The following is a 23,016-nucleotide window of genomic DNA, read 5'->3' on the forward strand; positions in this document are numbered from 1 at the left end:
CCCCCCGCCTCCCGCGCACGACCCCCCGAAGGACAAAAATGACGGAGAACCAGGTCGTTCTTCCCGCCATCGAGCTGGTGAGCCTCGTCAAGGAGTTCACCGCGCACGGCGAGACCGTCCAGGCGGTCAAGGGCGTGGACCTGCGCATCGGGGAAGGCGAGTTCTTCTCCCTGCTCGGCCCCTCCGGCTGCGGCAAGACGACGACGATGCGGATGATCGCCGGGTTCGACGAGCCCACCTCGGGCGAGGTCCACCTGCACGGCGAGAACGTGACGGGCGTGCCGCCGAACAGGCGCGACGTGAACATGGTGTTCCAGTCCTACGCGCTGTTCCCGCACATGAGCGTCGCCGAGAACGTCGCGTTCGGCCTGCGCCGCAAGGGCGTCGCCAAGGACGAGGTGACCCGCCGCGTCGGTGAGATCCTGGAGATCGTCGGGCTGGGCGGGCGTGAGAAACGCCGTCCCGGCGAGCTGTCCGGCGGCCAGCAGCAGCGGGTGGCGCTCGCGCGCGCGCTGGTGAACAACCCGCGCGCGCTCCTCCTGGACGAGCCTTTGGCCGCCCTCGACCTCAAGCTCCGGCAGACGATGCAGGTCGAGCTGAAACGCATCCAGCGCGAGGTCGGCATCACGTTCGTGTTCGTCACGCACGACCAGGGCGAGGCCCTCACCATGTCGGACCGGATCGCGGTCATGAACGACGGGCGGGTCGAGCAGCTCGGGTCGCCGCGCGAGATCTACGAGCACCCGGCGTCCAAGTTCGTCGCCGGGTTCATCGGGACGTCGAACCTGCTGTCGGGCACGGTCACCGAGCTGCGCGACGGCGCCGCCGTCATCGGGCTGGGCGGCGACGAGCGGATCGTGGTGCCGGCCCGGACGACGAAGGTCGGCTCCGAGCTGGAGCTGACGGTCCGCCCGGAGAAGATCGACATGCGGACCGAGGAGCCGGACGGCGGCCGCAGCAGGGTGCGCGGCACCGTCACCGAGGTGATCTACCTCGGGACCAGCACCAACTACAACGTCCGCACCTCAACCGGGGCTGAAGTAGTCGTATTCACCCAGAACGCCTCAAACGCCAACGACATCGCCGTACGGGGGGACAGCGTCTGGCTGTCGTGGGAACCGCGGCACTCCTACGCGATCGGAGCCTGAACCACATGAACGAGATCAATCCCCTCCTGCGCCGCGGCCTCACCCAGCGCCGGGACTTCCTGAAGCTGATGGGCCTGGGCGTCGTCGGCATGGCCGCCGCCGCGTGCGGGGTCGAGGGCCAGGGCGGCAAGCAGAACGTCACCCAGTCCGAGGTCGAGAAGTACTGGGCGGGCAAGGCGAAGAACGGCAGGCTGAACTGGGCCAACTGGGTCGGCTACATGGAGGACGACCGGGCGACCCTCAAGGGCTTCACCGCCAAGACCGGCATCGAGGTGACCTACAAGGAGGTCATCAACGAGAACGCCGAGTGGTTCGGGAAGATCGACGCCCCGCTGCGCGCAGGGCAGTCCATCGGCTTCGACATGATGGTGATGACCAACGGCCTCCAGTTGGAGCAGGCGCGCCAGCTCGGCTACCTCGTGCCGCTCGACCACTCCAAGCTGCCGAACTTCGCGGCGAACGTGGACCCGGCGCTGAAGGACCCGTCCTACGACCCGGGCAACACCTTCACCGTTCCCTACACCTCGGGCATCACGGGCATCGCGTACAACACCAAGTACGTGAAGGAGCCCATCACCAAGTGGGCCGATCTGCTGAACCCGAAGTACAAGGGCAAGATCGGCATGATGGGCGACTCGCAGGAGCTCGGCAACGTCGGCCTGTTCCTCATCGGCGTGGACCCGGAGAAGTCCACCCCCGACGACTGGAGGAAGGCCGCCGACAAGCTCCGCGAGCAGCGTCCGCTCGTGCGCAAGTACTACACGCAGGACTACATCGAGGCCGTCACCAAGGGCGACGTGTGGATCACCATGGCGTGGTCCGGCGACGTGTTCAGCCTGGCCGGCCCCGAGGTCAGGTTCGCGATCCCCGAAGAGGGCGGCACCCTCTGGACGGACAACCTGTGCATCCCGTCCACCGCCGAGAACCCGGTGGACGCGCTGGAGCTGATGAACTACCTGTACGACCCGCGCGTCAACGCGACGCTGACGGAGTTCATCAACTACATCACGCCCGTCCCGTCCGCGAAGGGCTTCATCGTCGAGGACGCGGCAGCCGCCAAGGGTGAGGACAAGGAGCTGCTGGAGTCGCTGGTCACCAGCCCGCTGGTGTTCCCGACCGCCGCGGACATGGCGAAGCTGCGCAGGTACCGGACCCTCACGCAGGAGGAGAAGGAGATCTACCAGAGCGTCTTCACCCCGGTTCCGCAGGGCTCGTAGCGTGCGCCGCCGCCTGACCCCCTACCTCCTGATCCTGCCCGGAGGTCTCTGGCTCACCGCGTTCTTCGCGGTGCCGCTGATCATGATGCTGTCCTTCTCCCTGATGGAGGGCAACCTGATCGACGGCTTCGCGTTCACGTTCCACTGGCAGAACTACACCGAGGGCCTCTCGACGTACGGCGACAAGTTCGTCCGGTCCCTCTGGTACGGGCTGCTGGCGACGGTCGCGTGCATCCTGATCGCCTACCCGGCCGCGTACTGGATCGCCTTCAAGGCGGGTCGTAACAAGTCCACGTACCTGTTCCTGCTGCTCCTGCCGTTCTTCGTGTCGTTCATCCTGCGCACGGTCTCCTGGAAGTTCGTGCTGGCCGACGACGGCATCTTCCTCGGGACGTTCAAGGACTGGGGCCTGCTCAACGAGGACTTCCACGTCCTCGGCACCACCTTCGCGGTGGTCGCGGGCCTCGCCTACAACTTCCTGCCGTTCATGGTGCTGCCGATCTACGTCGCGTTGGAACGTGTCGACGCGCGGCTCCTGGAGGCGGCCCGCGACCTGTACGCCTCGCGCGTCCAGACGTTCCTGCGGGTGGTGCTCCCGCTGTCGCTGCCCGGCGTGTTCGCGGGCGTCGTCATGACGTTCATCCCCGCGTCGGCCGACTACGTCAACGCCGACGTGCTGGGCGGCAGCGGCAACGTGATGATCGGCAACGTCATCTACCTGGAGTACTTCAACAACAGCAACTACCCGACGGCCTCCGCCCTGTCGTTCACGCTGATGGGCGCGCTGCTCGTCGGCATCTTCCTGTACGCGCGGCTGCTGGGCACGAAGGACGTCCTGGAGGCGGCGGGCCGATGAAACTCCTCAAGGGGCGCCTCCTCCACGCCTACACGCTGCTGCTCGTCGCGTGGCTCGTGCTGCCGATCGCGGTGATGATCGCGTTCGGCTTCAACGACACGTCCTCCAAGCAGAACTTCGTCTGGGAGGGCTTCACCTTCGAGTGGTACGCCCGCCTGTTCGAGAAGGAGGACCTGACCAGGGCGCTGGTCAACTCACTCCTGATCGCCCTGCTCAGCACGGTGGTCACCACGGTCATCGGGACCATGGTCGGGCTCGCGCTCGGCAGGTTCCGGTTCCGCGGCCAGGGCACGTCCAACTTTGTGCTCTTCGCCGCGATCTCGACGCCCGAACTCGTCATGGGCTCCTCGCTCCTGGCGATGTTCGTGCAGCTCAACACCCCGCGCGGGTTCGTCACGATCCTGCTGGCGCACGTGATGTTCTCCATCGCGTTCGTCGCGGTGACGGTGCGCGCGCGGGTCGTCGGCCTCGACCCCTCCCTGGAGGAGGCCGCGGCCGACCTCGGGGCCTCCGGCTGGACGACGTTCCGGCTGGTCACCCTGCCGATGATCATGCCGGGCGTGATGGCCGGGGCGATGCTCGCCTTCGCCCTGTCCGTCGACGACTTCGTGATCACCAATTTCACCAGCGGGTCCACCGTGACGTTCCCGCTGTGGGTGTGGAGTTCCACAAGAACGGGGACGCCACCCCAGGTCAACGTGATGGGCACGTTGATCTTCGCGGTCGGTGTGCTGGTCGCGCTCTACAACCTCTGGTCGGCGCGCCGCCGCAGAACCACCTGAGACGTGACCCTAGTCGCGGCCGGGGAAGCCCCGTCTGAAAGCGGACGGGCCCCGGCCGACGGCCCAGGGGGCACAGGAGAAGGGACATGTGAATGCGTTGAAGGCTCTGGCGCAGGCCGAGCCGACTCCGTACTGGCTTGAAGACCCGGCTCGACCCGAGCCCCTCCCGTCGCTGGTGGAGACGACCACCTGCGACCTGGCCGTGATCGGCGGCGGTTACACGGGACTGTGGACCGCCCTCATGGCCAAGGAGCGCGATCCGTCCCTGGACGTGGTCGTCGTCGAGGCCGACCGCGTGGGTGGCGCGGCCTCCGGACGCAACGGCGGTTTCTGCGCCGCGTCCCTCACGCACGGCCTGTGGAACGGCATGGCCCGCTGGCCGGGCCAGATCGCCGAGCTGGAACGGCTCGGCAAGGAGAACCTGCAGGAGATCGCCGACACCGTCGCCAGGTACGGCATCGACTGCGACTTCGAGTTCACCGGCGAACTGCACGTCGCCACCGAGCAGTGGCAGCTCGCCGATCTCGCCGAGGAGGCCGAGCACGGCGCCCGCCTCGGCCACGACGTGCGGCTGCTGGACCGCGAGGCCGTCCGCGCCGAAGTCGACTCGCCCACCTACCTCGGCGGCCTCTGGGACCGCGACGGCGCGGCGATGCTGCACCCCGCCAAACTCGCCTGGGGGCTGCGCGAGGCGTGTGTGGCGCTCGGCGTCCGGATCTACGAGCACACGCCCGTCACGGCGCTCCAGGAGGCGCGCGCGGGCCTGTGGCTGCGCACCCCCTACGGCGGGGTGCGGGCGGGCCGGGTGGCGCTCGGCACCGGCGTGTTCCCGCCTCTGCTGAAGCGGCTCAAGCACTACCTGGTGCCCGTCTACGACTACGCCCTGATGACCGAGCCGCTGAGCGACGCCCAGCTCGCCTCGCTCGGCTGGCGCAACCGCCAGGGGCTCGGCGACTCGGCAAACCAGTTCCACTACTACCGGCTGACCGCCGACAACCGCGTCCTGTGGGGCGGGTACGACGCGATCTACCACTTCCGCAACGGGCTGCGGCACGAGCTGGAGTCACGGCCGGAGACGTTCGCGCGGCTGTCGTCCCACTTCTTCCGCACCTACCCGCAGCTGGAGGGCCTCGCCTTCACGCACGCGTGGGGCGGCGTGATCGACACGTGCAGCCGCTTCTGCGCCTTCTACGGGACGGCGATGGGCGGCCGCCTCGCCTACGCGACGGGTTACACGGGCCTCGGGGTCGGCGCGACCCGGTTCGGCGCCAACGTGATCCTCGACCACCTCGGCGTCGGCCTCGCACCGGGCGAGCAGACCCGCAGGATGGGGCTGGACATGGTGCGGAGCAAGCCGCTGCCGTTCCCGCCCGAGCCGTTCCGGTTCGGCGCGATCCAGCTGACCCGCTGGTCGATCGCCAGGGCCGACGCCAACCAGGGCAAACGCAACCTCTGGCTGCGCACCCTGGACAAGTTCGGTCTCGGCTTCGACTCCTAGAGACGGCGACGGCCGGGGACCCTCGGGCGGTCCCCGGCCGTCGGCCTCGCCCGCTCGTCAGGTGGCGAACAGAAGGAACAGCCCGCCGACGGTGTAGAAGACCATGAGCAGAAGCAGCGGAAGCTGCCCGGTGAGCGCGCGGCGGGTCGGAAGCAGCGCGACGGCCCTGTCGTGCGCCGAGAACACCCCGAAGATGTGCCCGGCGACCACCGCGCCCGCCCTGACGACGGCGAGCAGCCAGACGGGCAGCAGTTCGAAGTTCACCGCGAAGTCCCCGACGCCGAGGTAGTCGGCGTTGGTGCCGAACGGGTCCGACCACAGGATGAACGCGCTCTGCGAGCTGTAGAAGAACAGCGAGAAGTAGTGCGCGATCAGGTAGCCCACCGCGATCGGGATGAGCGAGTGGGCGAGTTCACCCGGGCCGCCCGGCCCCGCCGAGTAGGTGCACAGCCAGTACGTCACCGCCACGATGAGCACGAGGGCGAACATGCCGAGGGTGCTCATCAGGGTGGGCGGCAGTGGGCCGTCCTGGACCTGGCCGACCCACCACGGCGAGCGCGTGAACCCGTCGTAGGCGGTGGAGCCGAGCATGACGCACAGCACCGCGACGAGGCCGGGAGCCGGACGCAGCCCCACGAGCCCGTCGAACGGGTTCCGGAAGACCAGATGGCCGTCCTCGTGCCTACCGATCGGCGCCATCCGGCCGATGAACGACGAATAGACCTCGAACGGATCGGCCTTGTCGAAGAACTCCGTGCCGAAGACCGTCGAGCCGACGATCATGACGGCCGCGTAGATCGAGAACCAGGTGAGCAGCGCCCAGCCCTCGACCCGGTCCGGCGCGACCAGCTCCATCCAGGTGAACGCCAGCAGGCCCACGGCGGCGGGCCAGTAGCCGAGCCCGGCCGGATAGCGGGCCAGCGGCTTCCCGCCGCTCAGCAGGGCGATCCCGCGATGCACCGCGCGCAACGGGTTCAGCAGCTTCCACACCGGGCCGAACGCCAGCGACGCGAACACCAGGCCGACCCAGAAGATCACGTAGACCGTCCAGGGCGCCGGGTTGGCGTTGCCCGACGGGCCGAACGCGGCGGCGACGATCGTCGCCAGGGTGCCGAGCACACCGACGAGACGCAGCACCGTGCGGGTGACCCGGGAGTCGGCGAACGCCTGGAGCCACGCCGGGACGGGGCGACCGGCGTCCGCGCGGAACTTCGACCGCTGCCAGGTCAGGCCCAGCGCGGCGAACGACGCGAGCACCGCCAGGGCCGCGCCGATCATCAGCACTTCCAGCGGGATCGGAAGGTCCTGCCGCCCGCCGATGCCGTGGGCGATGACCATCAGGACACCTGGAGGGTGAACAGCAGCAGGTGCGCCCCGTGCGTCTCCACCTCAAAACGGCCGCTCACGTCGGCGGTGAACTCGACGGTGGCGGGCTCGCCGGCCTTCAGCGCGGCGGACTTGTCGTAGCCGTGCACGTGGAGCTCGTCGTCGGCGTCGGCCGTCACGGTGATCCGGACCTTGGTGCCCTTGGCGACCTTCTGGATCGACGGACGGGGCGCGACCTTGCTACCGGTGATCGTCACGGTGAACTCCTCGCCGTCGAAGGCGGGGGTCGCGGGGGTGTCCGTGGGGGCGGCGTCCGGGGTCTGCGGCGCGGTGGCCGTCGCGGCGGGGGTGCTCGCGGCCGTCTCCGGCTCGTCGCCGCCGCCGCAGGCGGACACGGCGAGCAGGGACAGCGCGAGGACGGGCACGAGGACGCGGACGCTGGGCACGTCGGAACTCCGAGGGGTCGGGGGTGTTGACGGCGCCAGTCTAGATAACGGGAGATACCGGTGGGGTAAGGGATGCCGGGAGCGGTTCGGCCGGGACGCGGCCGGGGCTCAGTCCGGGTTGTCGTCGATCGACGGGAAGATCATCGAGGAGATCTCGAAGTACAGTTGCTCCGGGTAGGGCATGTAGGTGACCTGGCGGAACGCCTGGTCGTCGCCCGCGCTCTCCATGATGAACGTGCCGTAGTCGAGGAACTGGCCCTGGATGGGGCGTTCCAGTTTGATGTCCGTCACCTTCTTCAGCGGGATCATGCCGACCCGGCGCTCGATGAGGCCCTGGATGTACATGAGGCGGCGCTCGGTGACGATGAAGAACTCGACATACCAGGTGAGGACGCGCCACATCAGGCGTCCGACGAGGAACAGCCAGGCGAACCAGACGACGAGCGACGCCGCGCCCGCGCCCAGCCAGCGGCTCAGCACCCCGGCGAGGATGAGGCTGCCGAACACCTCCGCGACCGGCCGCCACAGCGCCACCGGGTGGCGGCGTACCGCGATGACCTGCTCCTCGTCGGCCATGAGGTAGTGCCGGATCGTCCTGGACCTTGTCCTGTCGCGCACGACCATCATGTCGTTGAAGCCCACGTGTCAAGGATCGCATACGGGAAAGCCGCTGTAACTCTATATACTCGACCAAGTTAGTGTGTAATATGGGTTCATGGACACCTTGACAGCCGCCGCGAAAGTGGAGGGCATCCCTGCCGACCAGGGACAGCTGCTCGGCGTCGTCCCCATGGAGGGGACCGACACCGCCCTCGTCATAGTCGGACACATCGTGCCATTGAGCAGGGAGGGTGAGGCCCCCGTCACGCCCGTCCTGCCCGAGGACACGCGCATCGTCCACGATGGTCTGACCGTGGACGAGGTGTCTCGTTCAGCCCATGTGGACGGCCGCAAGATACCCCTGACCTACCAGGAGTTCGAACTGCTCGCGCACCTCACGGCCAGTCCCGGCCGGGTCCACTCGCGCGTCCAGCTCCTGCGCGCCGTCTGGGGCTACTCCGAAGCGGGCTCCGTCCGCACCGTCGACGTGCACATCCACCGCCTCCGAGGCAAGCTCGGCCCCTACCGAGACCGCATAGTCACGGTACGCCGCCTCGGCTACATGTACACCCGCCGCTAACCCGCTCCGCTTCCTTCCAGGCCGCGCCCAAGAGCCCCGGCCCAGCTCCACCACGCCCCCAGAACGCGCCCCCGGCCAGACCCCAACCCGATCCGCCGCCGACCGTCCTGGCGCGCCGCCACCCGCGCGCCCGAACCCGTGCGGCGAACGCGCCCACAGTCGGACCCACCGCGCCCGCCCCAGGGCGGCCCGCGCACGACTGTCGCGCGCCCGAACCCGGCCGATCCACCGGACACAACGCGCCAAGAACCACCGGCGCCCTCCGGGCCCGCGAACGCGCCCTGGCCACGAACACCTGTCTGCCCGACCCAGGGACCCCCGCCTCCCGCCACGAGCCGGACTCACGTGACGCCCTCCGCGCGAGCCGCGCCGCTTCGCGCGCCCTGGCGATCGCCCCTTCCGCGCGGTCACCCGTGGCAGCCCACCCGCCGCCGGATCATCCCCAGGATCCGCGCGACCCCGTTGTCGCTGGATCCGAGGTAGTCGTTCACCTCCCCGCCGGGAACATCCGCCCAGTAACGGGCAGGCTCGTCGTCGGGCTGCGACACCCACACCAGCAACTTTCGCCCACCGGGCCCCGTCACGATCACCGAGTCCACCGAGATGGCCCACCCCATCACGACGGTGACACCCGGCGTCCGCGAAAGCTCCCGGAACAACTCATGAACCGCCTGACCCCGCCGAATCGTCGGCTCCGCCGCCGGACCGCGCCTCACCGGCCCGCCCTAGCCCACACGACCAGGGCGACCACGCCCAGCACCCACACCAACACGCCGATGATCCCGCCCACAATGAGGTCCGTCACAGCCTCTCCACCGCCCCCACCGCCCCGCCGGTCACCCCGCAGCACGCCCGCCCGTCCAACAGATGCCACCACGCCGCGTCCACACTGCACAGGTAGCCATCCGCCGTGTGCCGATCCGCCAGCGATTCCGCCTCCAACTGACGCCACAGCCGACGGCACGTGTCCTCCATCAACGTCGGCGAACACCCCGCCCGCACCTGCCGCAGGTCCAGTTCCGCACGCCGGGACGCCATCCACGCCCCACCCGACGCCCGCCACACGTTCCACCCGGGATACCCCTCCCGCAACCCCGCCAACTCAGCGGCCTCCCGCTCCGTCTGCGTATACGTCATGGCGCGTCCTCTCCTGTAGCGAAACAGACACGTCCAGTGGACTCCCTGTGCTCGGCCGCTGGGCAGGGCCACAATGGCGGACAGGGACCCGGACAACCGCGTGTCCGGGTCGGGTCAGCGCGAGAGGCCGAGGGATGGACCAGGACATTCCGGAATGGGCAGGGCGGCTGCGCCGGGCGCGGGAGCAGCGCGGCTGGTCCAAGTACGAGATGGCCCGTCAGCTCCACCGGGCGCGTGGCGAGGAGTACCCGCCGCTGGAATCCCTCGCACGCCAGGTCCGCCGGTGGGAGCGGGGCGAACACCACCCCGACGACGTGTGGAGCCCGGCTTACGCCGCCGCGTTCGGGACAACAGAGGGCGAACTGTTCGGTTCGTTGCCGGGTGGGGGGCCTTCGCCGGGTGTGGTGCTTAGGGAGCTGCTGCCTTCAGTTGATCTGTTGGGGTGGGGTGGGCGGCGGGTTGGGCGTGGGGTTGTGGACGATCTTGTTGGGCGGGTGCATGGGTTGCGGTTGGCCGATGACGTGTTGTCCGGTGGGGATCTTGTCGGGCCCGCTTTTCGGGAGCTGGGATCGGCGGTGCGTGTTCATCGCGAGGGGACGCATTCTGGGCGGACTGGGCGGGCGTTGCTCCGGGTGATCGGGGAGTTCGCCCAGATCGCCGGGTGGGTCGCCAGTGACGCGGGCCAGCATGCCAGGGCCGTTGAGGCGTATTGGCTGGGCATTAGTGCGGCGCGTGAGGCAGGTGACGGCGTGCTGGAGTCGAATCTGCTCGGGTCGTTGGCCTATCAGGAGTCGAACGTCGGCGACGTGGCCGGGGCCGTGCTGCGGGCTCGTGCTGCCCTCGACGTCGCGGGGCCCGGTGCTCCGGCCCGTGTGCGGGCCCTGGCTTGGGACAGGCTTGCGTGGGCGCACACCAAGGCGGGGGAGGCGCAGTCCGCGATGCGGGCGTTGGGGGAGGCGGGCGAGGCGTTGGCGGAGTACACGGTCGGTGAGGATGAACCGGGGTACGTGTACTGGGTGGACGCCGGGGAGCTCCAGGTCATGGAAGCCCGCGTCTACACGGAACTTCGGCGCCCGCTGCGTGCGGTGCCGCTGTTGGCCGAGGTGCTGGCGCGTTACGACGCGACTCACACGCGTGAGCTCGCGCTCTATCTGTCGTGGTTGGCCGTTGCTCTGGCTGACGCCAACGAGGCGGAGGAGGCTGCGGCTACGGCCCGGCGGATGCTCGCGCTCGCCGCCGACCTGTCCAGCGAACGTACCGCTACCCGCGCGCGCGCCGTGCTCACCCGGCTCAAGGACTACCGGTCGGTTCCCGAAGTGGCCGAGTTGCTCAACGACTACCCGCAATCCGCGTGAGCACCTGGGAGTTCGGGGGCGTGGTCGGTCTTTGTGCCCTCAGCTGCGGCCGGGGTGGTCGGCCGCCGTGCTGTCGCAGAACGCGCTGAAATCCGTGTGATGTCGGGGGCCTGATGGGCCGGGCGTTGATCCGGGCCCGAGTCGGGCGATGCGGCGTGGGTGGGGGCGGGTGAGTTGGGTGGGGGTGGTGGGAAGTCAGGGGTTATTGGGAAAGGAGTGGGGCCTTTTTTGGGGTGTTGTTGGGGGAGGGGTGGGGAAGGGTAGGGGGTGTGGGGTGGGGATTTGCGTTTGGGTGGGGTGGGGAATGTTAAGAGTGGGGGTGGGGGTCGCGGTGGGCTGGGGGAGGGGGGATGATCGGGAGTGGGTGGGAGGGTGGGTGTCCGGAGGAATTGGTGGGGGTTATGGGCTTGGGTGGGGTTTTGGGCAGGGTGGGGGTGGTGGTTGTTGTGCCCGTGGTGGTGGTGCTCGGGGTGTTGGGGGTGGTCGGGTGGGGGGTCTTCGGGGAGGTGGGGGAGGCTCGGCGTGGGGTTGTGGTGGGGGAAGGGGTGGGTGGGGTTGGGCGGGAGCTTGTGGCGGCGGTGCAGGTGGAGAGGCGGCTGACCGGGCCGTTTCTGGCGGGCGGGGAGGGGCGGGGTGGGCCTGCGTACGGGCGGTTGACGGCGGTGCGGGCGGTGGTGGACGAGGTTGAGGCGCGGTTTCGGAGTAAGGCGTTGAGTGGGGAGGTGCCAGCTGGGGTCGTGGCGCGGGTGGAGGGGTTGGTGGAGGCGCTTGACGGGCTTGCCACACTGCGGGAACGGGTGGACGCCGGGACGGTGTCGCCCGGTGAGGCGGTGCGGGGGCTCAGTGACGTGGTGCTGGCGGGGCTCGGTGTGGTCAGTGCGCCCGAGGTCGGCGGCGGGGGTGACGGGGCTGTGGTGTTCGCGTGGGCGCGGGAGTTCCTGTTGCGGGAGGACGCCATCGTCGGGACGGCCGTGGCCGGGCGGGGGAGGCTCTCGGCGACGCGGCACCGTGAGTTCACGGGCTGGGCGGCGGCCCGGCACCAGACCGTCACGGTTGCCCTCGCGCGGCTCGGCGGACCGAAGGCGGGCGTCGGCGCGGGCGCTGCGCACACCCAGGTGCCGGGCTCGGCCTCGGACTCGGCGCATGCCCAGGTGCCGGGCTCGGCTTCGGGCTCGGCGCATGCCCAGGTGCCGGGTCTGGCCTCGGACGTGGCGGGTAACCGGGTGCGGGATGTTGTCGCGGATGCGGCGTATGTTCGGGTGCGGGAACTTGAGGAGCTGGTGAAAGAGGCGGGGCCTGGGCGGTTGCCGGAGCGGGTGAGGGTGGGGTGGGGCCCGGCGGTCACTGAGCTGCTCGGTGTCTGGGACGCGCGGATGGGTGCGGCCGAGCGGGCGGCGCGGGTGGAGCGGGAAGCCGAGGTGGCGGCGTTGGCGCGGCGGTTGTGGTGGATCGGCGGGGTTGGGTCGGGGGTGGTTCTTGTTCTGCTGGTCGTGGCCGTGAGGGTGGGGCGTGGCCTTGTTCGTGATGGGGAGGAGGCGCGGAACGTTGTTGTTGAGGCGGGTGAAAGGGAGAAGCGGCTGAAGGAGGGGGTGGGGAGGCTGTTCCTGAACCTGGCCTGGCGGGCGCAGACGCTGCTGCACCGGCAGGAGCAGGCGCTGGACGCGGTGGAGTCGCGCGTCCAGGACGGCGAGGCGCGGGACGAGCTGCGCGGGCTCGGGCGGCTCACCGGAAGGATGCGCCGCTACACCGAGGGGCTCGTGGTGCTCTCCGGCACGGCGCCCGCGCGCGCCTGGAGCCGTCCCGTCCCGGTCGCCGACGTGCTGCGCGAGGCGGTCGCCGCGGTCGAGGACGGCGAGCGGGTCAAGTTGGTGTGCGCGGCCCGGGTGGCGCTGGCCGGGGTCGCGGTCGCCGACGTGGTGCACCTCGTCGCGGAACTCGTGGAGAACGGGACGGCTTACGCGCCCCCGCCTACCGAGGTGCTCGTTACGGGTGAGCAGGTCGCCGAAGGGTTCGCGGTGGAGGTGGTGGACAGGGGAGTGGGCCTGTCGGAGGCGGAGCTCGCCGCGCTGAACCGGCGGCTGCGGGAGGCGCCGGAGCCGGATCTGGCCGCGAGTGACCGGCTCGGGTTGTTCGTCGTCGCCAGGCTCGCCGTCCGGCACGGCATCCGGGTGACGCTGCGGCCCTCGCCGTTCGGCGGGGTCAGCGCGTTCGCGCTCGTCCCGTCCGGGCTCGTGGTGCCCGAGGAGCCCGGTTGGGACGCCGCGGCGCGCGGCTCGGGGGAGGGGTCGGCCTGACCGTCCGGCCGGTCAGGCGAGGCGCCGCACGACGTACTCGGCGAGGGCGGTGAGCGCGGCCGCGGCCGGGCCGCCGAGCTGGTCGATGACGGCGAGGGCGGCGGTGAGCTCGCGTTCGGCGAGCTCCTCGGTGAAGCGGCGCCCGCCCGCCTTCTCGATGAGGTCGGCGGCGCGCAGCGCGCGCGCGTCGTCGTCGGGGCGGGCGGCGAGGAGGTCGGCGAGGCCCTCGGTGTCGGTGCGCAGCGCGGCGACCACCGGCAGGCTCTTTTTGCCCTGCCGCAGGTCGTTGTGCACGGCTTTGCCGGTGACGTCCGGGTCGCCCCAGATGCCGAGGAGGTCGTCGACGGCCTGGAAGGCGAGGCCCAGGTGACGGCCCATCGCGTCCATCCGCTCGGCCCCGGCGGAGTCGCCGCCGCCGAGCAGCCAGCCGAGGGAGGCGGCGCAGCCGAGCAGCGACGCGGTCTTGCCCGTCGCCATCGCCGTGTACTCCTCGACGGTGACGGCATGCGGACCGCTCCAGGCACGGTCCTCGAAGGCGGTGTCGGCGGCCTGCCCGTTGACGAGTTCGACGAGCACCCCGGTGAGCCGCCGGACGGCTTCGGCGTGTCCGGTGCGGGCGAGGGTGTCCAGGGCGAGGGCGAGGAGTCCGTCTCCGGCGAGCACCGCGGCGCCGACGCCGTACGCCTTCCACGCGGTCTGGCGGTGTCGGCGCAGTTCGTCGCCGTCCATGATGTCGTCGTGCACGAGGGAGAACGCGTGCGTGAACTCGACGGCGACGGCGCCGGGCGCGGCGTCCTCGGGGCGGCCTCCGGCGGCGGTGGCGGCGAGTCCGGCGAGCGCGGGTCGGACGCCCTTGCCGCCGTCGCCGTCGCGGGGTGTGCCGTCGGCCTCGCGCCAGCCGAAGGTGAAGCCGGAGATCTGGCGCGGGCCCGGGTGCAGGCGGTTCGCGGTGTCGATCATCGCGGGCCGCATCCAGCGTCTGGTGTCGTCGAGTATCCCGGTGATCCCGGGAGCGAGTGCCTGGGGGGTCATCATGCGGCCCTTTCTCACGACTGCGATGGCGCCGATATTCCAGACTGCCAAAAACGATCATCTGATGAAACCATTCTTGGTTTCATTGTTGTAAGTATCTTTCGATGATCGGTCGATTGCGGAGAGTCATTCCGATAAATGCCTGTAGCGGAGAGTTCATCACTTCTCACGGCCTGTATCGCATTGTGTGAGAGGTCACAGGAACGTGTCCGACTTGTCAGGTTGCGTACGTCTTGATCCTCTCATTGGATCATGAAACACTCCGGACTTGTCGGGTTCATCCTGGTCTGGTCTGTAACCCGGACCGGACCGGCGCGTGTACGGAAAGAGGCGTCCGAACAATGGCCCTGGATACCGCCGTCAGACCGGTCCGCGAAGCGCGAAAGCTACCCGTCTACCGTGACATTCCGAGCTTTCTACGTGACCCTCTGGGTACCTTCGAGGAATTGGGGCGCCAGGCCGACGGGGAGATCGTCAGGCTCGACGCCAAGGTCCTCGGCCCGTACCTGGTCACCGGCCCCGAGCACATCCAGCACATCCTGCGCGCGAACCAGAACAACTACGCGCGCGGCGGCATGTTCTACGCGCCCCTCGACAAGCTGTTCGGCGACGGCATCCTCGGCCAGGACGAGGAGGCCTGGATGCACAGCCGCCGCATCATCCAGCCCATGTTCACCGCCCGTCACATCAAGCAGATCCAGTCCCAGATCGCCGGATTTGTCAACGAGGGACTCGACCCCCTCGAAGAGGCGGCGCGCACCGGAGAACCGGTGGACGCCCTTGATCTCATGGCTTCGATCGTCACCAAGGCGATCGTGGGTGTGATCTTCGGGCAGCGGATCAGCCGCGAACAGGTGGACGATCTCGCCGTCGCGACGAACGCGATCATCCCGTCGATGATCCCGCGCGTCGTCACCCCGTTCCTGCCGCGCTGGGTGCCCCGGCCGAAGGACAAGCAGTTCAACGACGCGATCAAGACCTTCGACCGGCACATGTACGCGGTGGCCGAGGCGACGCCGCAGGAGGGTGACGACGACCTGCTGACGCTGCTGCTGGGCGCGCCCGACCCGCACGGCCTGCCCGCCTCGCCCAAGTGGCTGCGCGACAACTTCTCCGGCGTCTACGGCGCGGCCAGCGAGACGACGGTCTCGGCGATGGTCTGGGCGATGCCGATCCTGTTTCGGCACCCCGAGGTGTACGCGAAGCTGTGCGCGGAGGTGGACGAGGTCATCGGGTCGGACCCGGTGACGCCCGAGCACCTGCCGAAGCTGACCTACGCCAAGCAGGTCATCGACGAGTTGTTGCGCTACATGCCGGTCGGCTGGCTGTTCAGCCGGGTCGCGGTGGACGACGACGTCATCGACGGCGTCCGCATCCCCAAGGGCGCCGACATCCTCATCAGCCCGTACCTGACGCACCGCAGCGCCAAGTTCTGGGACCGCCCCGACGAGTTCGACCCCGAGCGGTTCGCCCCCGGCGCGCCCGTTCCGCACCGGTACGCGTACTTCCCGTTCGGCGGCGGCGGCCACATCTGCATCGGGAACCACCTGTTCGCGGTCGAGGCGCTGCTGCTGCTCGCGGGCCTGATCAGCAGGTTCCGGATCACGAGTGTGACGCCGGAGAACCCGACGCCGGTGGTGGGCGCGACGCTGCGGCCGATGGAACGCGTGATGATGACCGTCCGCCCGGCGCGCTGACCCCCGCCCACGAGCACGAGGACGTGCCGGTGAAAGACCTGCTCGACGCCCGTGGCTGCGGCATCGCCGCCGCCGTCTCCGGCCAGTCCCAGCGGCGGATGCGCGGCTGGGCGGCCCGGTATCCAGGCCTGTACGACAAGCCCGAGTTCGACCCCGCCCTGTACGGCACACTCGCCCAGGCGACCGCGTTCAGCGGCCCCTGGTACGGCGCCGACCAGCTCGACGCCGCCAACAAGACCTGCCTGTGGGCGTTCGGCCTCGACTGGCTCGTGGACTACCAGGCCAAGTCCGAGGACGAGGTGACGACCCTGCTCACGCGGATCACGGCCGTCGCCGCGGGCGAGGCCGAGCCGGACGACGAGCTGACCACCTTCCTCGCCGAACTGCGAGACGACCTGCCCGAGGACCCCGCCCTGCGCGGCGTCTGGCGGGACGAGCTGGCGATCATGCTCGACGGCATGGCCCTGGAGTGGCGCTGGAAGACCGAAGGCCCGCGCCCCGATCTTGACGGCTACCTCGCGAACGCCGACAATCTCGGCTTCTCGTTCGTGTTCTTCGCACACTGGATCGCCAACGGCGCGACCGGCGACCTCCCGGCGATCCGGGACGCCAGCCGGGTCGTGCAGCGGGTGATCCGGCTGCTCAACGACCTGGGCACCTACGAGCGCGACCTCAAGTGGGGCGACCTCAACGCCCTGCTGCTGCCCGGCGCCGACCGGGCCGCCGTGGAGAAGCGGATCGAGGAGCTCATGGCCGAGGCCAGGGAGCTGCTCGCCGCGCTGCCGCCCGAGCACGGCGGCTACATGCGCAGGCAGATGGAGTTCTGCGCGGGCTTCTACGGCGTCACCGACTACTGGGGAGCTGAACTTTGACCGACCGGGACGAGCGGGCCCAGCGGATCGTCGACGGCCTGCTCGCCCAGCCGTGGGGGAGGTCCTCCCCTTCGGTGTACGAGACCGGCCGTCTGGTGGCCCTCACGCCCTGGCTGGCGGGGCACGACGCGCGCGTCAGGCACCTTCTGGCGGCGCAGCGGCCCGACGGAGGGTGGGGCCCGCCCGACGGCCCCGGCTACCGGATCGTGCCCACGCTCAGCGCCGTGGACGCCCTCCTGTCCGAAGGCGGACCGGCCGCCCTTGAGGCCGCGGAGAAGGGCCTCGTGTACGTGCGCGGCCTCCTGTCCGAGCTGCCCCCGCTGCCGGACATGCCCGCGCTGGAGCTGATCTCCGCGTCGCTCATCCGGGCCGTCAACGCGCGCAGGCCGGACGCCGTGCCCGTCCCGCCCGACCTGGACGACGGCACGCTCGACCTGGTCAGGGCGGCCGCGACGGACGGGCGCGCGCTGCCCGTCAAGCTGCTGCACGCGCTGGAGATCCTCGGCCCCGACGCGGTCGGCCTGGCCACCGCGCCCGTCGAGCCGACCGGCACCGTGGGGGCCGCCCCGGCCGCCACCGCCGCCTGGCTCGGCCCGCAGGAGCCGCCGCCGAGCCATCCCGCGCGGCGCTTCCTGGAGACGGCAGCGCGCCAGTACGGCGGTCCGGTCGCGCCCGGTGTGCCCATCACCGTCTTCGAGCGCGGCTGGGTGCTCATCGCGCTCGCCCGCGCGGGCCTGGACTTCACCCCGCACCCGGACCTGCTGCTCAGCCTCTCGGGGTCGCTCGGCGAGCACGGCGCGCCCGCCGCCGCGGGCCTGCCGCCGGACGCCGACACCACCTCCGGCGCGCTGTACGCGCTCGACTGGCTGGGCGCGCCCGTCGCGCCCGACATGCTGCTCTCCTACGAGACGGAGACGCACTTCTGCACCTGGCCCGGCGAACAGGGCAGATCGGTCACGACCAACGCGCACGTCCTCGAAGCGTTCGGCAGGGCGCTGGAACGCGGCGCGAATTCGCGTTACGAGGCGGCGGCGGCCAAGGCGGCGGCCTTCCTGCGCGCGACCCAGCGGCCCGAAGGCTTCTGGGACGACAGGTGGCACGTCTCCCCGTACTACGCGACCATGTCGGCGGCGCTGGCCCTGGCCGCCTATGGTGGTCCGGAGAGCGCGGAGACGGTCGCGGGGGCCGTCGCGTGGGTCCGCGCGACCCGGGGCGCGGACGGCGGCTGGGGCGGCCGGGGCGCCACCGCAGAGGAGACCGCGTTCGCCCTCCACGTGCTGCTGCTCGCCGACCCCGACGGCGCGGGCCCGGACGACCCGGACGTGCGTGCCGGAGCGGCGTTCCTGGACCGCTGGAACGGGACGCATCCCGCCCTCTGGCATGACAAGGACCTCTATCTTCCGGTGGCGATCGTGGAGGCCACGGTGCTCGCCGCGGCGCGTCTCGCGGGCGCCGCGCCAGGCCATGCGCGGTCTCACCGGGCGTTGGTCACGTAGAAGCATCCTCATACTCCGGAACGCATTTCTGTGACTTATCTGGAAGATGCTGTGATGTTGTCGTTTACAGCGATGCCGACCTACCGGTGTTGCTATCGTGTCTGACCGTCGATCCGAATCGGTACCGCAGATCCAGTGCCGCGTTTGATTCGACTTTGTTAACGGGACGCCGGCCCGCCGGTGATCCCTCGTCTATGTGCGATGGAGCGGCTGTAATATGCGTCTCCGCAATTCTCGGGTGCGGACCAAAATCACGGCTCTGCTGCTCTCGCTCGCCGCGCTGTGGGTCTTCGCCGCCTGGGTCACCCTCCGTGAGGGCGTGAACCTGCTCTGGGTCCAGCAGATGGACCAGCGGATCTCGCAGCCGGGTGACGTCCTCCTGCTGGACCTCCAGAAGGAACGTCGGCTTTCGATGATCCTCGCGGGCCAGCGCGACCCCGCCAACGTCGACGCGCTGCGCGAGCAGCGCGCGGCGACCGACAAGTCCCGCGCCGAGTACACCCGGCTCGCCGACTCCACGCTCGCCCGGCTCGCGTCCGACGACCTCCTGGAGCGCCGGATCGACGCGTCCTTCACCGCGCTCAACGAGCTGGAGGAGGCGCGGCAGTGGTTCGACAACCCCAGCTCGCAGTACGCGGACTGGGCGCGCGCCCGCTACACCGACGCGATCGCGGCGATGTTCCGCGTGTACGACGGCATGGCCACCCTCGACGACGACAAGTTCGCCGCCGACACCCGCATGCTGGTCGCGGCCAACCGGGCCCGCGAGCTGTTCTCCCAGGAGGACGCGCTCGTCTCCGGCGTGCTGGCGACCGGCCGCTTCACCACCGTCTCCTACAACGAGTTCGTGCAGATCGTGGGCGCGCAGCGGCACGCCTACAGCGAGGTCGTGCAGGGCCTCTCCGAGGCGTTCCCGAAGGCCGGGGAGGGCATCTCCTCCAGCGCGACCCGCGCCAAGGCCAACGGCCTGGAGGACCAGCTGATCGGGCTCGCCAACCCGCGCAAGCCGATCCGCACGGTCACCCTGAGTGAGTGGAGCACGGCGTCCAGTGCCTGGCTGGACGAGGGCTACGGCTACGTCCGAGGCTCCGGTGACCTCCTGATCGAGGCGTCCATCCCGATCGCCGCGGGCGTCATCGTCCGTCTGATCCTCGCCGGTGGTCTCGGCTTCCTCGCGGTCGTCGCGTCCGCCATCCTGTCGGTCACCACCGCGCGGCACCTCGTGCAGCAACTGGAGCGGCTGCGCGACTCCGCGCACGAACTCGCCGACGTGCGGCTCCCGGACGTCGTCGACCGGCTCGGCCAGGGTGAGAGCGTCGACGTCAAGGCCGAGGCGCCGCCGCTGGAGTTCGGCGACGACGACATCGGCAAGGTGGGCCAGGCGTTCAACGCCGTCCAGGAGACGGCGATCCGCACCGCCGTCGAGCAGGCCGAACTGCGCCGCGGCATCCGCGACATCCTGCTCTCCCTGGCCCGCCGCACCCAGGCGCTCGTGCACCGGCAGCTGACCCTGCTGGACGTCATGGAGCGCCGCGAGATCGACACCGAGGAGCTGGAGGACCTCTTCAAGATCGACCACCTCGCGACCCGGATGCGGCGCAACGCCGAGAACCTCATCATCCTCTCCGGCGCGACCCCGGCCCGTGGCTGGCGGCGCCCCGTCCCGATGGTGGACGTGGTCCGCTCCGCGGTGTCCGAGGTCGAGGACTACACGCGCGTCACCGTCATGCCGATCGACGAGGTCCACCTCGTGGGCCGCGCCGTCGCCGACATCGCGCACCTGCTCGCCGAGCTCATCGAGAACGCCGTGTCGTTCTCGCCGCCCTACACCTACGCGCAGGTCTCCGGCCACATGGTGGCCTCGGGCTACGCGATCGAGGTGGAGGACCGCGGTCTCGGCATGTCGGACGAGAACCTCGAACTGATCAACCAGCGCATCGCCCACCCGCCGGAGTTCAACCTCTCCAGCTCGGTCCAGCTCGGCCTGTACGTGGTCGGCAAGCTCGCCGAGCGGTACGGCATCCAGGTGATGCTCAAGCGTTCGCCCTACAAGGGCACGACCGCGGTGGTGATCATCCCGCGGGAACTCATCGAGGAAGGAGAGTCCGGCGCGCCGTCGAAGCCCTTGACGGTCGTCGGGGCGTCCATGCCGGAGAGCACCGACACGCCGAGCCGGAACGGGGAGCTGTTCAGCGCACCCGCCCTGGTTCCCCCTCCCGCACCCGCCGTCGAGGCGCCGCCTGCCGTCTCCGCGTCGTCGGCCGAGGACGCGTCTGACCCGTCGCAGACGACGCCGTCCGGGCTGCCGGTGCGGGTTCCGCAGGCCAGCCTCGCCTCCCAGCTCCGGGAGGACCCGAACGAGGCTCCCGCCGAAGACGATCCAGGCCGTTCGCCCGAGGAGATCCGCAGGATCGTGGGCGCGTTCCAGAGCGGCACACTGCGCGGCAGGGCCGCCTCCGTTGAGAGTGAGACCGAGTGATGCAGAAGACCGGGGCAGGCGCCGATCTGGCGTGGCTGCTAGACGACCTGGTCAAGCGGGTCAACGAGGCCGAGCACGCCATCGTGCTTTCGGCCGACGGCCTGCTCATGGCCCAGTCGCACGGGATCGTCCGCGACGACGCGGAGCACCTGTCGGCCGTCGCGGCCGGTATCCAGAGCCTGGCCAAGGGCGCGGGCGAGCGCTTCGGCGGCGGCGCGGTACGGCAGACGATCGTGGAGATGCGGTCGGCGTTCCTGCTCGTCACCGTCGCCGGGCAGGGCGCCTGCCTCGCCGTCCTCAGCACCGAGGACGCCGACGTCGGCCTCATCGCCTACGAGATGGCGATGATGGTGACGAAGCTGGGCCACCACCTCTCGACACCGGCACGGGTGACGGAGTCGGCGTGAGCTACCCGCCCCAGGAGCCGGACCAAGAGCGCTGGACCGACGACGGCGCCGGTCCCCTCGTCAGGCCGTACGTGATGACCGGCGGACGGCTTCAGCCCGTCCGCGGCAACTTCGACCTGATCACCCTGGTGGAGGCGACGGGACCCGTTCCCGCGCACGTGATCGGGCTGGGCCCCGAGCACCTGTCGATCCTCCGCCTCACCCAGACGATGATGTCGGTGGCCGAACTGACCGCGCACCTGGACCTCCCCTCCGGAACGGTTCGGGTACTGCTGGGCGATCTGCTCGACAAGGGTCATGTCACCGTCCAGGAACCCACACCGGAGATCGACATGCAGGACCTCAGGATGTACCAGGCGGTGATCGATGGCCTCCGCGCCCTCTAGCGCTCCGGGGACGCGCCGCCGCATGCCCACGGCGATCAAGATCCTCGTGGCGGGCGGCTTCGGCGCCGGCAAGACGACGCTCGTCGGCACCGTGTCGGAGACCAAGCCGCTGCGTACCGAGGAGGTCCTGACCGACCGTGGTATCGGCGTCGACCATCTGGACGGCGTCGAGGCCAAGCGGACCACCACGGTCGCGATGGACTTCGGCCGGATCACCTTCGGCGACGAGTTCGTCCTCTACCTGTTCGGTACGCCGGGCCAGGAGCGGTTCTGGTTCATGTGGGACGAGGTGGCGCTGGGCGCGCTCGGCGCCGTCGTCCTCGCCGACACCCGGCGCCTGGCCGACTGCTTCCCGGCGATCGACTACTTCGAGCGCCGCGGCACCCCGTTCATCGTCGCGGTGAACTGCTTCGAGGGGGCGCAGCGGTACGACGTGCACGACGTCAGGCAGGCGCTGCAGATCCCGGGCGAGATCCCCGTCGTGCTGTGCGACGCCCGGTCCAAGGAGTCCTCCAAGGAGGTCCTCATCACGCTGGTGCAGCACGCGATGCGCCAGCGCGCGGCCCGCTAGCCGGGCTCAGCTGCACCCTTCGAACTGCGGCACGTGCCCGGTGGTCTTCAGTCCGGCAGGACGGAACCACCGGGCCAGCAGCCGTGCCGCCGTCCCGTCCTGGTACATCCGGGTGAGCGCCCGGTTGACGGCCTCGCATCCGCCGATGTCGTCCTTGTGCAGGCCGATCCCGTACTTCTCGTCGGTGAACTTGGCGTTCACGAGGCGGAACGCGTCGGGGTTGGCCAGGGCGTACCCGGCGAGGATCACGTCGTCGGTGGTGAGCGCGTCGAGGTCGCCGGCCTGGAGCATCCGGACGCACTCGCCGTAGGTCGCGGCGGGCACGAGCCGCGCCTTGATGCCGAGTTCGACGGTGACGCGCCGCCACGAGTTGGAGCCGCCCGCCTGGCACAGCCGTTTGCCGCGCAGGTCGTGCACGCCCGCGACGTCGGTGGCGTCCTCGCGGACCATGATGTCCTGGTGGCCGATGATGTACGGGCCCGCGAAGTTCACCTCGCGCCGCCGGTCCGGCGTGATCGAGTAGGACGCGACGACGAGGTCCACCTCGCGGTCCCTGATCCGCCGCTCCCGCTGGTCGGAGGTGATCCGGACGAACTCGGGGGTGGCGCCGAGCGCGGCCGCGACGTACTCGGCGACGTCCACGTCGAAGCCCTCGAAGGTGCCGTCGCGGCGTTCCTGGCCGATGCCGGGCTGGTCGAACTTCACACCGACGCGCAGCACCTTCTTGCCCTCGATGCCGGTGGGCTCCTCGTCGGTGCAGCCCGCGAGCGCGGCGCTGAGTGCGGCGCAGACGAGGAGCGGGGCGAGGAGGAGGCGGAGACGCATAGGGGAGTGTCC

Annotated in this window: 22 protein-coding genes; 15 read left to right on the plus strand and 7 right to left on the minus strand. The window is 70.1% G+C overall.

All coding sequences use genetic code 11. The features are described 5' to 3' along the window. The first annotated feature begins 38 nt into the window (after nt 1-38). The 5 genes from LO762_RS04335 to LO762_RS04355 all read left to right on the plus strand — a co-directional run bounded on the left by LO762_RS04335 (nt 39) and on the right by LO762_RS04355 (nt 5,501). Nucleotides 39-1,148 carry an ABC transporter ATP-binding protein gene (locus LO762_RS04335; RefSeq protein WP_230612629.1) on the plus strand — a complete coding sequence of 370 codons (1,110 nt, stop codon included), beginning with the start codon at nt 39-41 and terminating at the stop codon, nt 1,146-1,148. 5 nt (nt 1,149-1,153) lie between these two features. Beyond that, nucleotides 1,154-2,365, plus strand: coding sequence for a PotD/PotF family extracellular solute-binding protein (locus tag LO762_RS04340; RefSeq protein ID WP_230612631.1), 1,212 nt, complete (start codon nt 1,154-1,156; stop codon nt 2,363-2,365). 1 nt (nt 2,366) lies between these two features. After that, nucleotides 2,367-3,221: an ABC transporter permease gene (locus LO762_RS04345; RefSeq protein WP_230612633.1), complete on the plus strand. Its 855-nt coding sequence runs from the start codon at nt 2,367-2,369 to the stop codon at nt 3,219-3,221. Next, nucleotides 3,218-4,003: an ABC transporter permease gene (locus LO762_RS04350; protein WP_230612635.1), complete on the plus strand. Its 786-nt coding sequence runs from the start codon at nt 3,218-3,220 to the stop codon at nt 4,001-4,003. The genes LO762_RS04345 and LO762_RS04350 overlap by 4 nt, the downstream gene beginning before the upstream one ends. An 88-nt stretch (nt 4,004-4,091) precedes the next feature. Then, nucleotides 4,092-5,501 carry an FAD-binding oxidoreductase gene (locus LO762_RS04355; RefSeq protein WP_230612636.1) on the plus strand — a complete coding sequence of 470 codons (1,410 nt, stop codon included), beginning with the start codon at nt 4,092-4,094 and terminating at the stop codon, nt 5,499-5,501. A 57-nt stretch (nt 5,502-5,558) separates the two neighbouring features. Here LO762_RS04355 and LO762_RS04360 read toward each other — a convergent pair whose 3' ends face one another. The 3 genes from LO762_RS04360 to LO762_RS04370 form a co-directional block, all read right to left on the minus strand. Beyond that, the gene (locus tag LO762_RS04360; RefSeq protein ID WP_230612637.1) at nt 5,559-6,839 is read right to left on the minus strand and encodes a hypothetical protein; all 1,281 of its coding nucleotides are present in this window, start codon (nt 6,837-6,839) and stop codon (nt 5,559-5,561) included. Then, nucleotides 6,839-7,273: a hypothetical protein gene (locus LO762_RS04365; protein WP_230612638.1), complete on the minus strand. Its 435-nt coding sequence runs from the start codon at nt 7,271-7,273 to the stop codon at nt 6,839-6,841. Before LO762_RS04365 ends, LO762_RS04360 begins: the two co-directional genes overlap by 1 nt. 108 nt (nt 7,274-7,381) lie before the next feature. Continuing rightward, a complete protein-coding gene (locus LO762_RS04370) occupies nt 7,382-7,915 on the minus strand; it encodes a PH domain-containing protein (RefSeq protein WP_230612639.1) in 534 nt (177 codons plus the stop codon). A gap of 73 nt (nt 7,916-7,988) precedes the next feature. Between LO762_RS04370 and LO762_RS04375 the strand changes: the two genes are divergently transcribed. Beyond that, a complete protein-coding gene (locus tag LO762_RS04375; protein WP_230612641.1) occupies nt 7,989-8,453 on the plus strand; it encodes a winged helix-turn-helix domain-containing protein in 465 nt (154 codons plus the stop codon). Between the two features lie 407 nt (nt 8,454-8,860). Here LO762_RS04375 and LO762_RS04380 read toward each other — a convergent pair whose 3' ends face one another. Further along, complete coding sequence (locus tag LO762_RS04380) at nt 8,861-9,052, minus strand: hypothetical protein (protein ID WP_230612642.1); 192 nt, start codon at nt 9,050-9,052, stop codon at nt 8,861-8,863. Nucleotides 9,053-9,254: 202 nt separating this feature from the next. After that, nucleotides 9,255-9,590, minus strand: coding sequence for a hypothetical protein (locus LO762_RS04385; RefSeq protein WP_230612643.1), 336 nt, complete (start codon nt 9,588-9,590; stop codon nt 9,255-9,257). Between the two features lie 134 nt (nt 9,591-9,724). Here LO762_RS04385 and LO762_RS04390 point away from each other — a divergent pair, with 134 nt between their 5' ends. Together LO762_RS04390 and LO762_RS33035 are read left to right on the plus strand one after the other, a co-directional pair. Then, a complete protein-coding gene (locus LO762_RS04390) occupies nt 9,725-10,945 on the plus strand; it encodes a helix-turn-helix domain-containing protein (RefSeq protein ID WP_230612645.1) in 1,221 nt (406 codons plus the stop codon). 401 nt (nt 10,946-11,346) lie between these two features. Next, entirely contained in the window at nt 11,347-13,239 is a 1,893-nt protein-coding gene (locus LO762_RS33035; RefSeq protein WP_304523604.1) for a nitrate- and nitrite sensing domain-containing protein, read from the plus strand. A gap of 12 nt (nt 13,240-13,251) precedes the next feature. Here the strand turns inward: LO762_RS33035 and LO762_RS04410 are convergent, their stop codons facing one another. Then, on the minus strand, nt 13,252-14,274 hold the full coding sequence (locus LO762_RS04410; protein ID WP_230612648.1) for a polyprenyl synthetase family protein: 1,023 nt from the start codon (nt 14,272-14,274) through the stop codon (nt 13,252-13,254). Nucleotides 14,275-14,717: 443 nt separating this feature from the next. On the opposite strand from LO762_RS04410, the gene LO762_RS04415 reads away from it, so the two are divergent. The 7 genes from LO762_RS04415 (at nt 14,718) to LO762_RS04445 (ending at nt 22,179) form a co-directional block, all read left to right on the plus strand. Next, nucleotides 14,718-15,968, plus strand: coding sequence for a cytochrome P450 (locus LO762_RS04415; protein ID WP_230612650.1), 1,251 nt, complete (start codon nt 14,718-14,720; stop codon nt 15,966-15,968). A 29-nt stretch (nt 15,969-15,997) separates the two neighbouring features. Further along, the gene (locus LO762_RS04420) at nt 15,998-16,840 is read left to right on the plus strand and encodes a terpene synthase family protein (RefSeq protein ID WP_230612652.1); all 843 of its coding nucleotides are present in this window, start codon (nt 15,998-16,000) and stop codon (nt 16,838-16,840) included. Next, nucleotides 16,837-18,336 carry a prenyltransferase/squalene oxidase repeat-containing protein gene (locus LO762_RS04425; RefSeq protein ID WP_230612654.1) on the plus strand — a complete coding sequence of 500 codons (1,500 nt, stop codon included), beginning with the start codon at nt 16,837-16,839 and terminating at the stop codon, nt 18,334-18,336. Before LO762_RS04420 ends, LO762_RS04425 begins: the two co-directional genes overlap by 4 nt. 238 nt (nt 18,337-18,574) lie before the next feature. Continuing rightward, nucleotides 18,575-20,815 (plus strand): nitrate- and nitrite sensing domain-containing protein, encoded by a 2,241-nt coding sequence (locus tag LO762_RS04430; protein ID WP_230612656.1) that lies wholly within the window; start codon nt 18,575-18,577, stop codon nt 20,813-20,815. Next, nucleotides 20,815-21,222 carry a roadblock/LC7 domain-containing protein gene (locus LO762_RS04435; RefSeq protein ID WP_230612658.1) on the plus strand — a complete coding sequence of 136 codons (408 nt, stop codon included), beginning with the start codon at nt 20,815-20,817 and terminating at the stop codon, nt 21,220-21,222. The genes LO762_RS04430 and LO762_RS04435 overlap by 1 nt, the downstream gene beginning before the upstream one ends. Then, nucleotides 21,219-21,608 (plus strand): DUF742 domain-containing protein, encoded by a 390-nt coding sequence (locus LO762_RS04440; RefSeq protein WP_230612660.1) that lies wholly within the window; start codon nt 21,219-21,221, stop codon nt 21,606-21,608. The genes LO762_RS04435 and LO762_RS04440 overlap by 4 nt, the downstream gene beginning before the upstream one ends. Next, nucleotides 21,589-22,179, plus strand: coding sequence for an ATP/GTP-binding protein (locus tag LO762_RS04445; protein ID WP_230612662.1), 591 nt, complete (start codon nt 21,589-21,591; stop codon nt 22,177-22,179). The genes LO762_RS04440 and LO762_RS04445 overlap by 20 nt, the downstream gene beginning before the upstream one ends. 6 nt (nt 22,180-22,185) lie before the next feature. Here LO762_RS04445 and LO762_RS04450 read toward each other — a convergent pair whose 3' ends face one another. Next, complete coding sequence (locus LO762_RS04450) at nt 22,186-23,004, minus strand: glutamate ABC transporter substrate-binding protein (protein WP_230612663.1); 819 nt, start codon at nt 23,002-23,004, stop codon at nt 22,186-22,188. Between the last annotated feature and the right edge of the window lie 12 nt (nt 23,005-23,016).

Source organism: Actinocorallia sp. API 0066 (assembly GCF_020991275.1).
In the GTDB taxonomy this organism is placed as follows: domain Bacteria; phylum Actinomycetota; class Actinomycetes; order Streptosporangiales; family Streptosporangiaceae; genus Actinocorallia.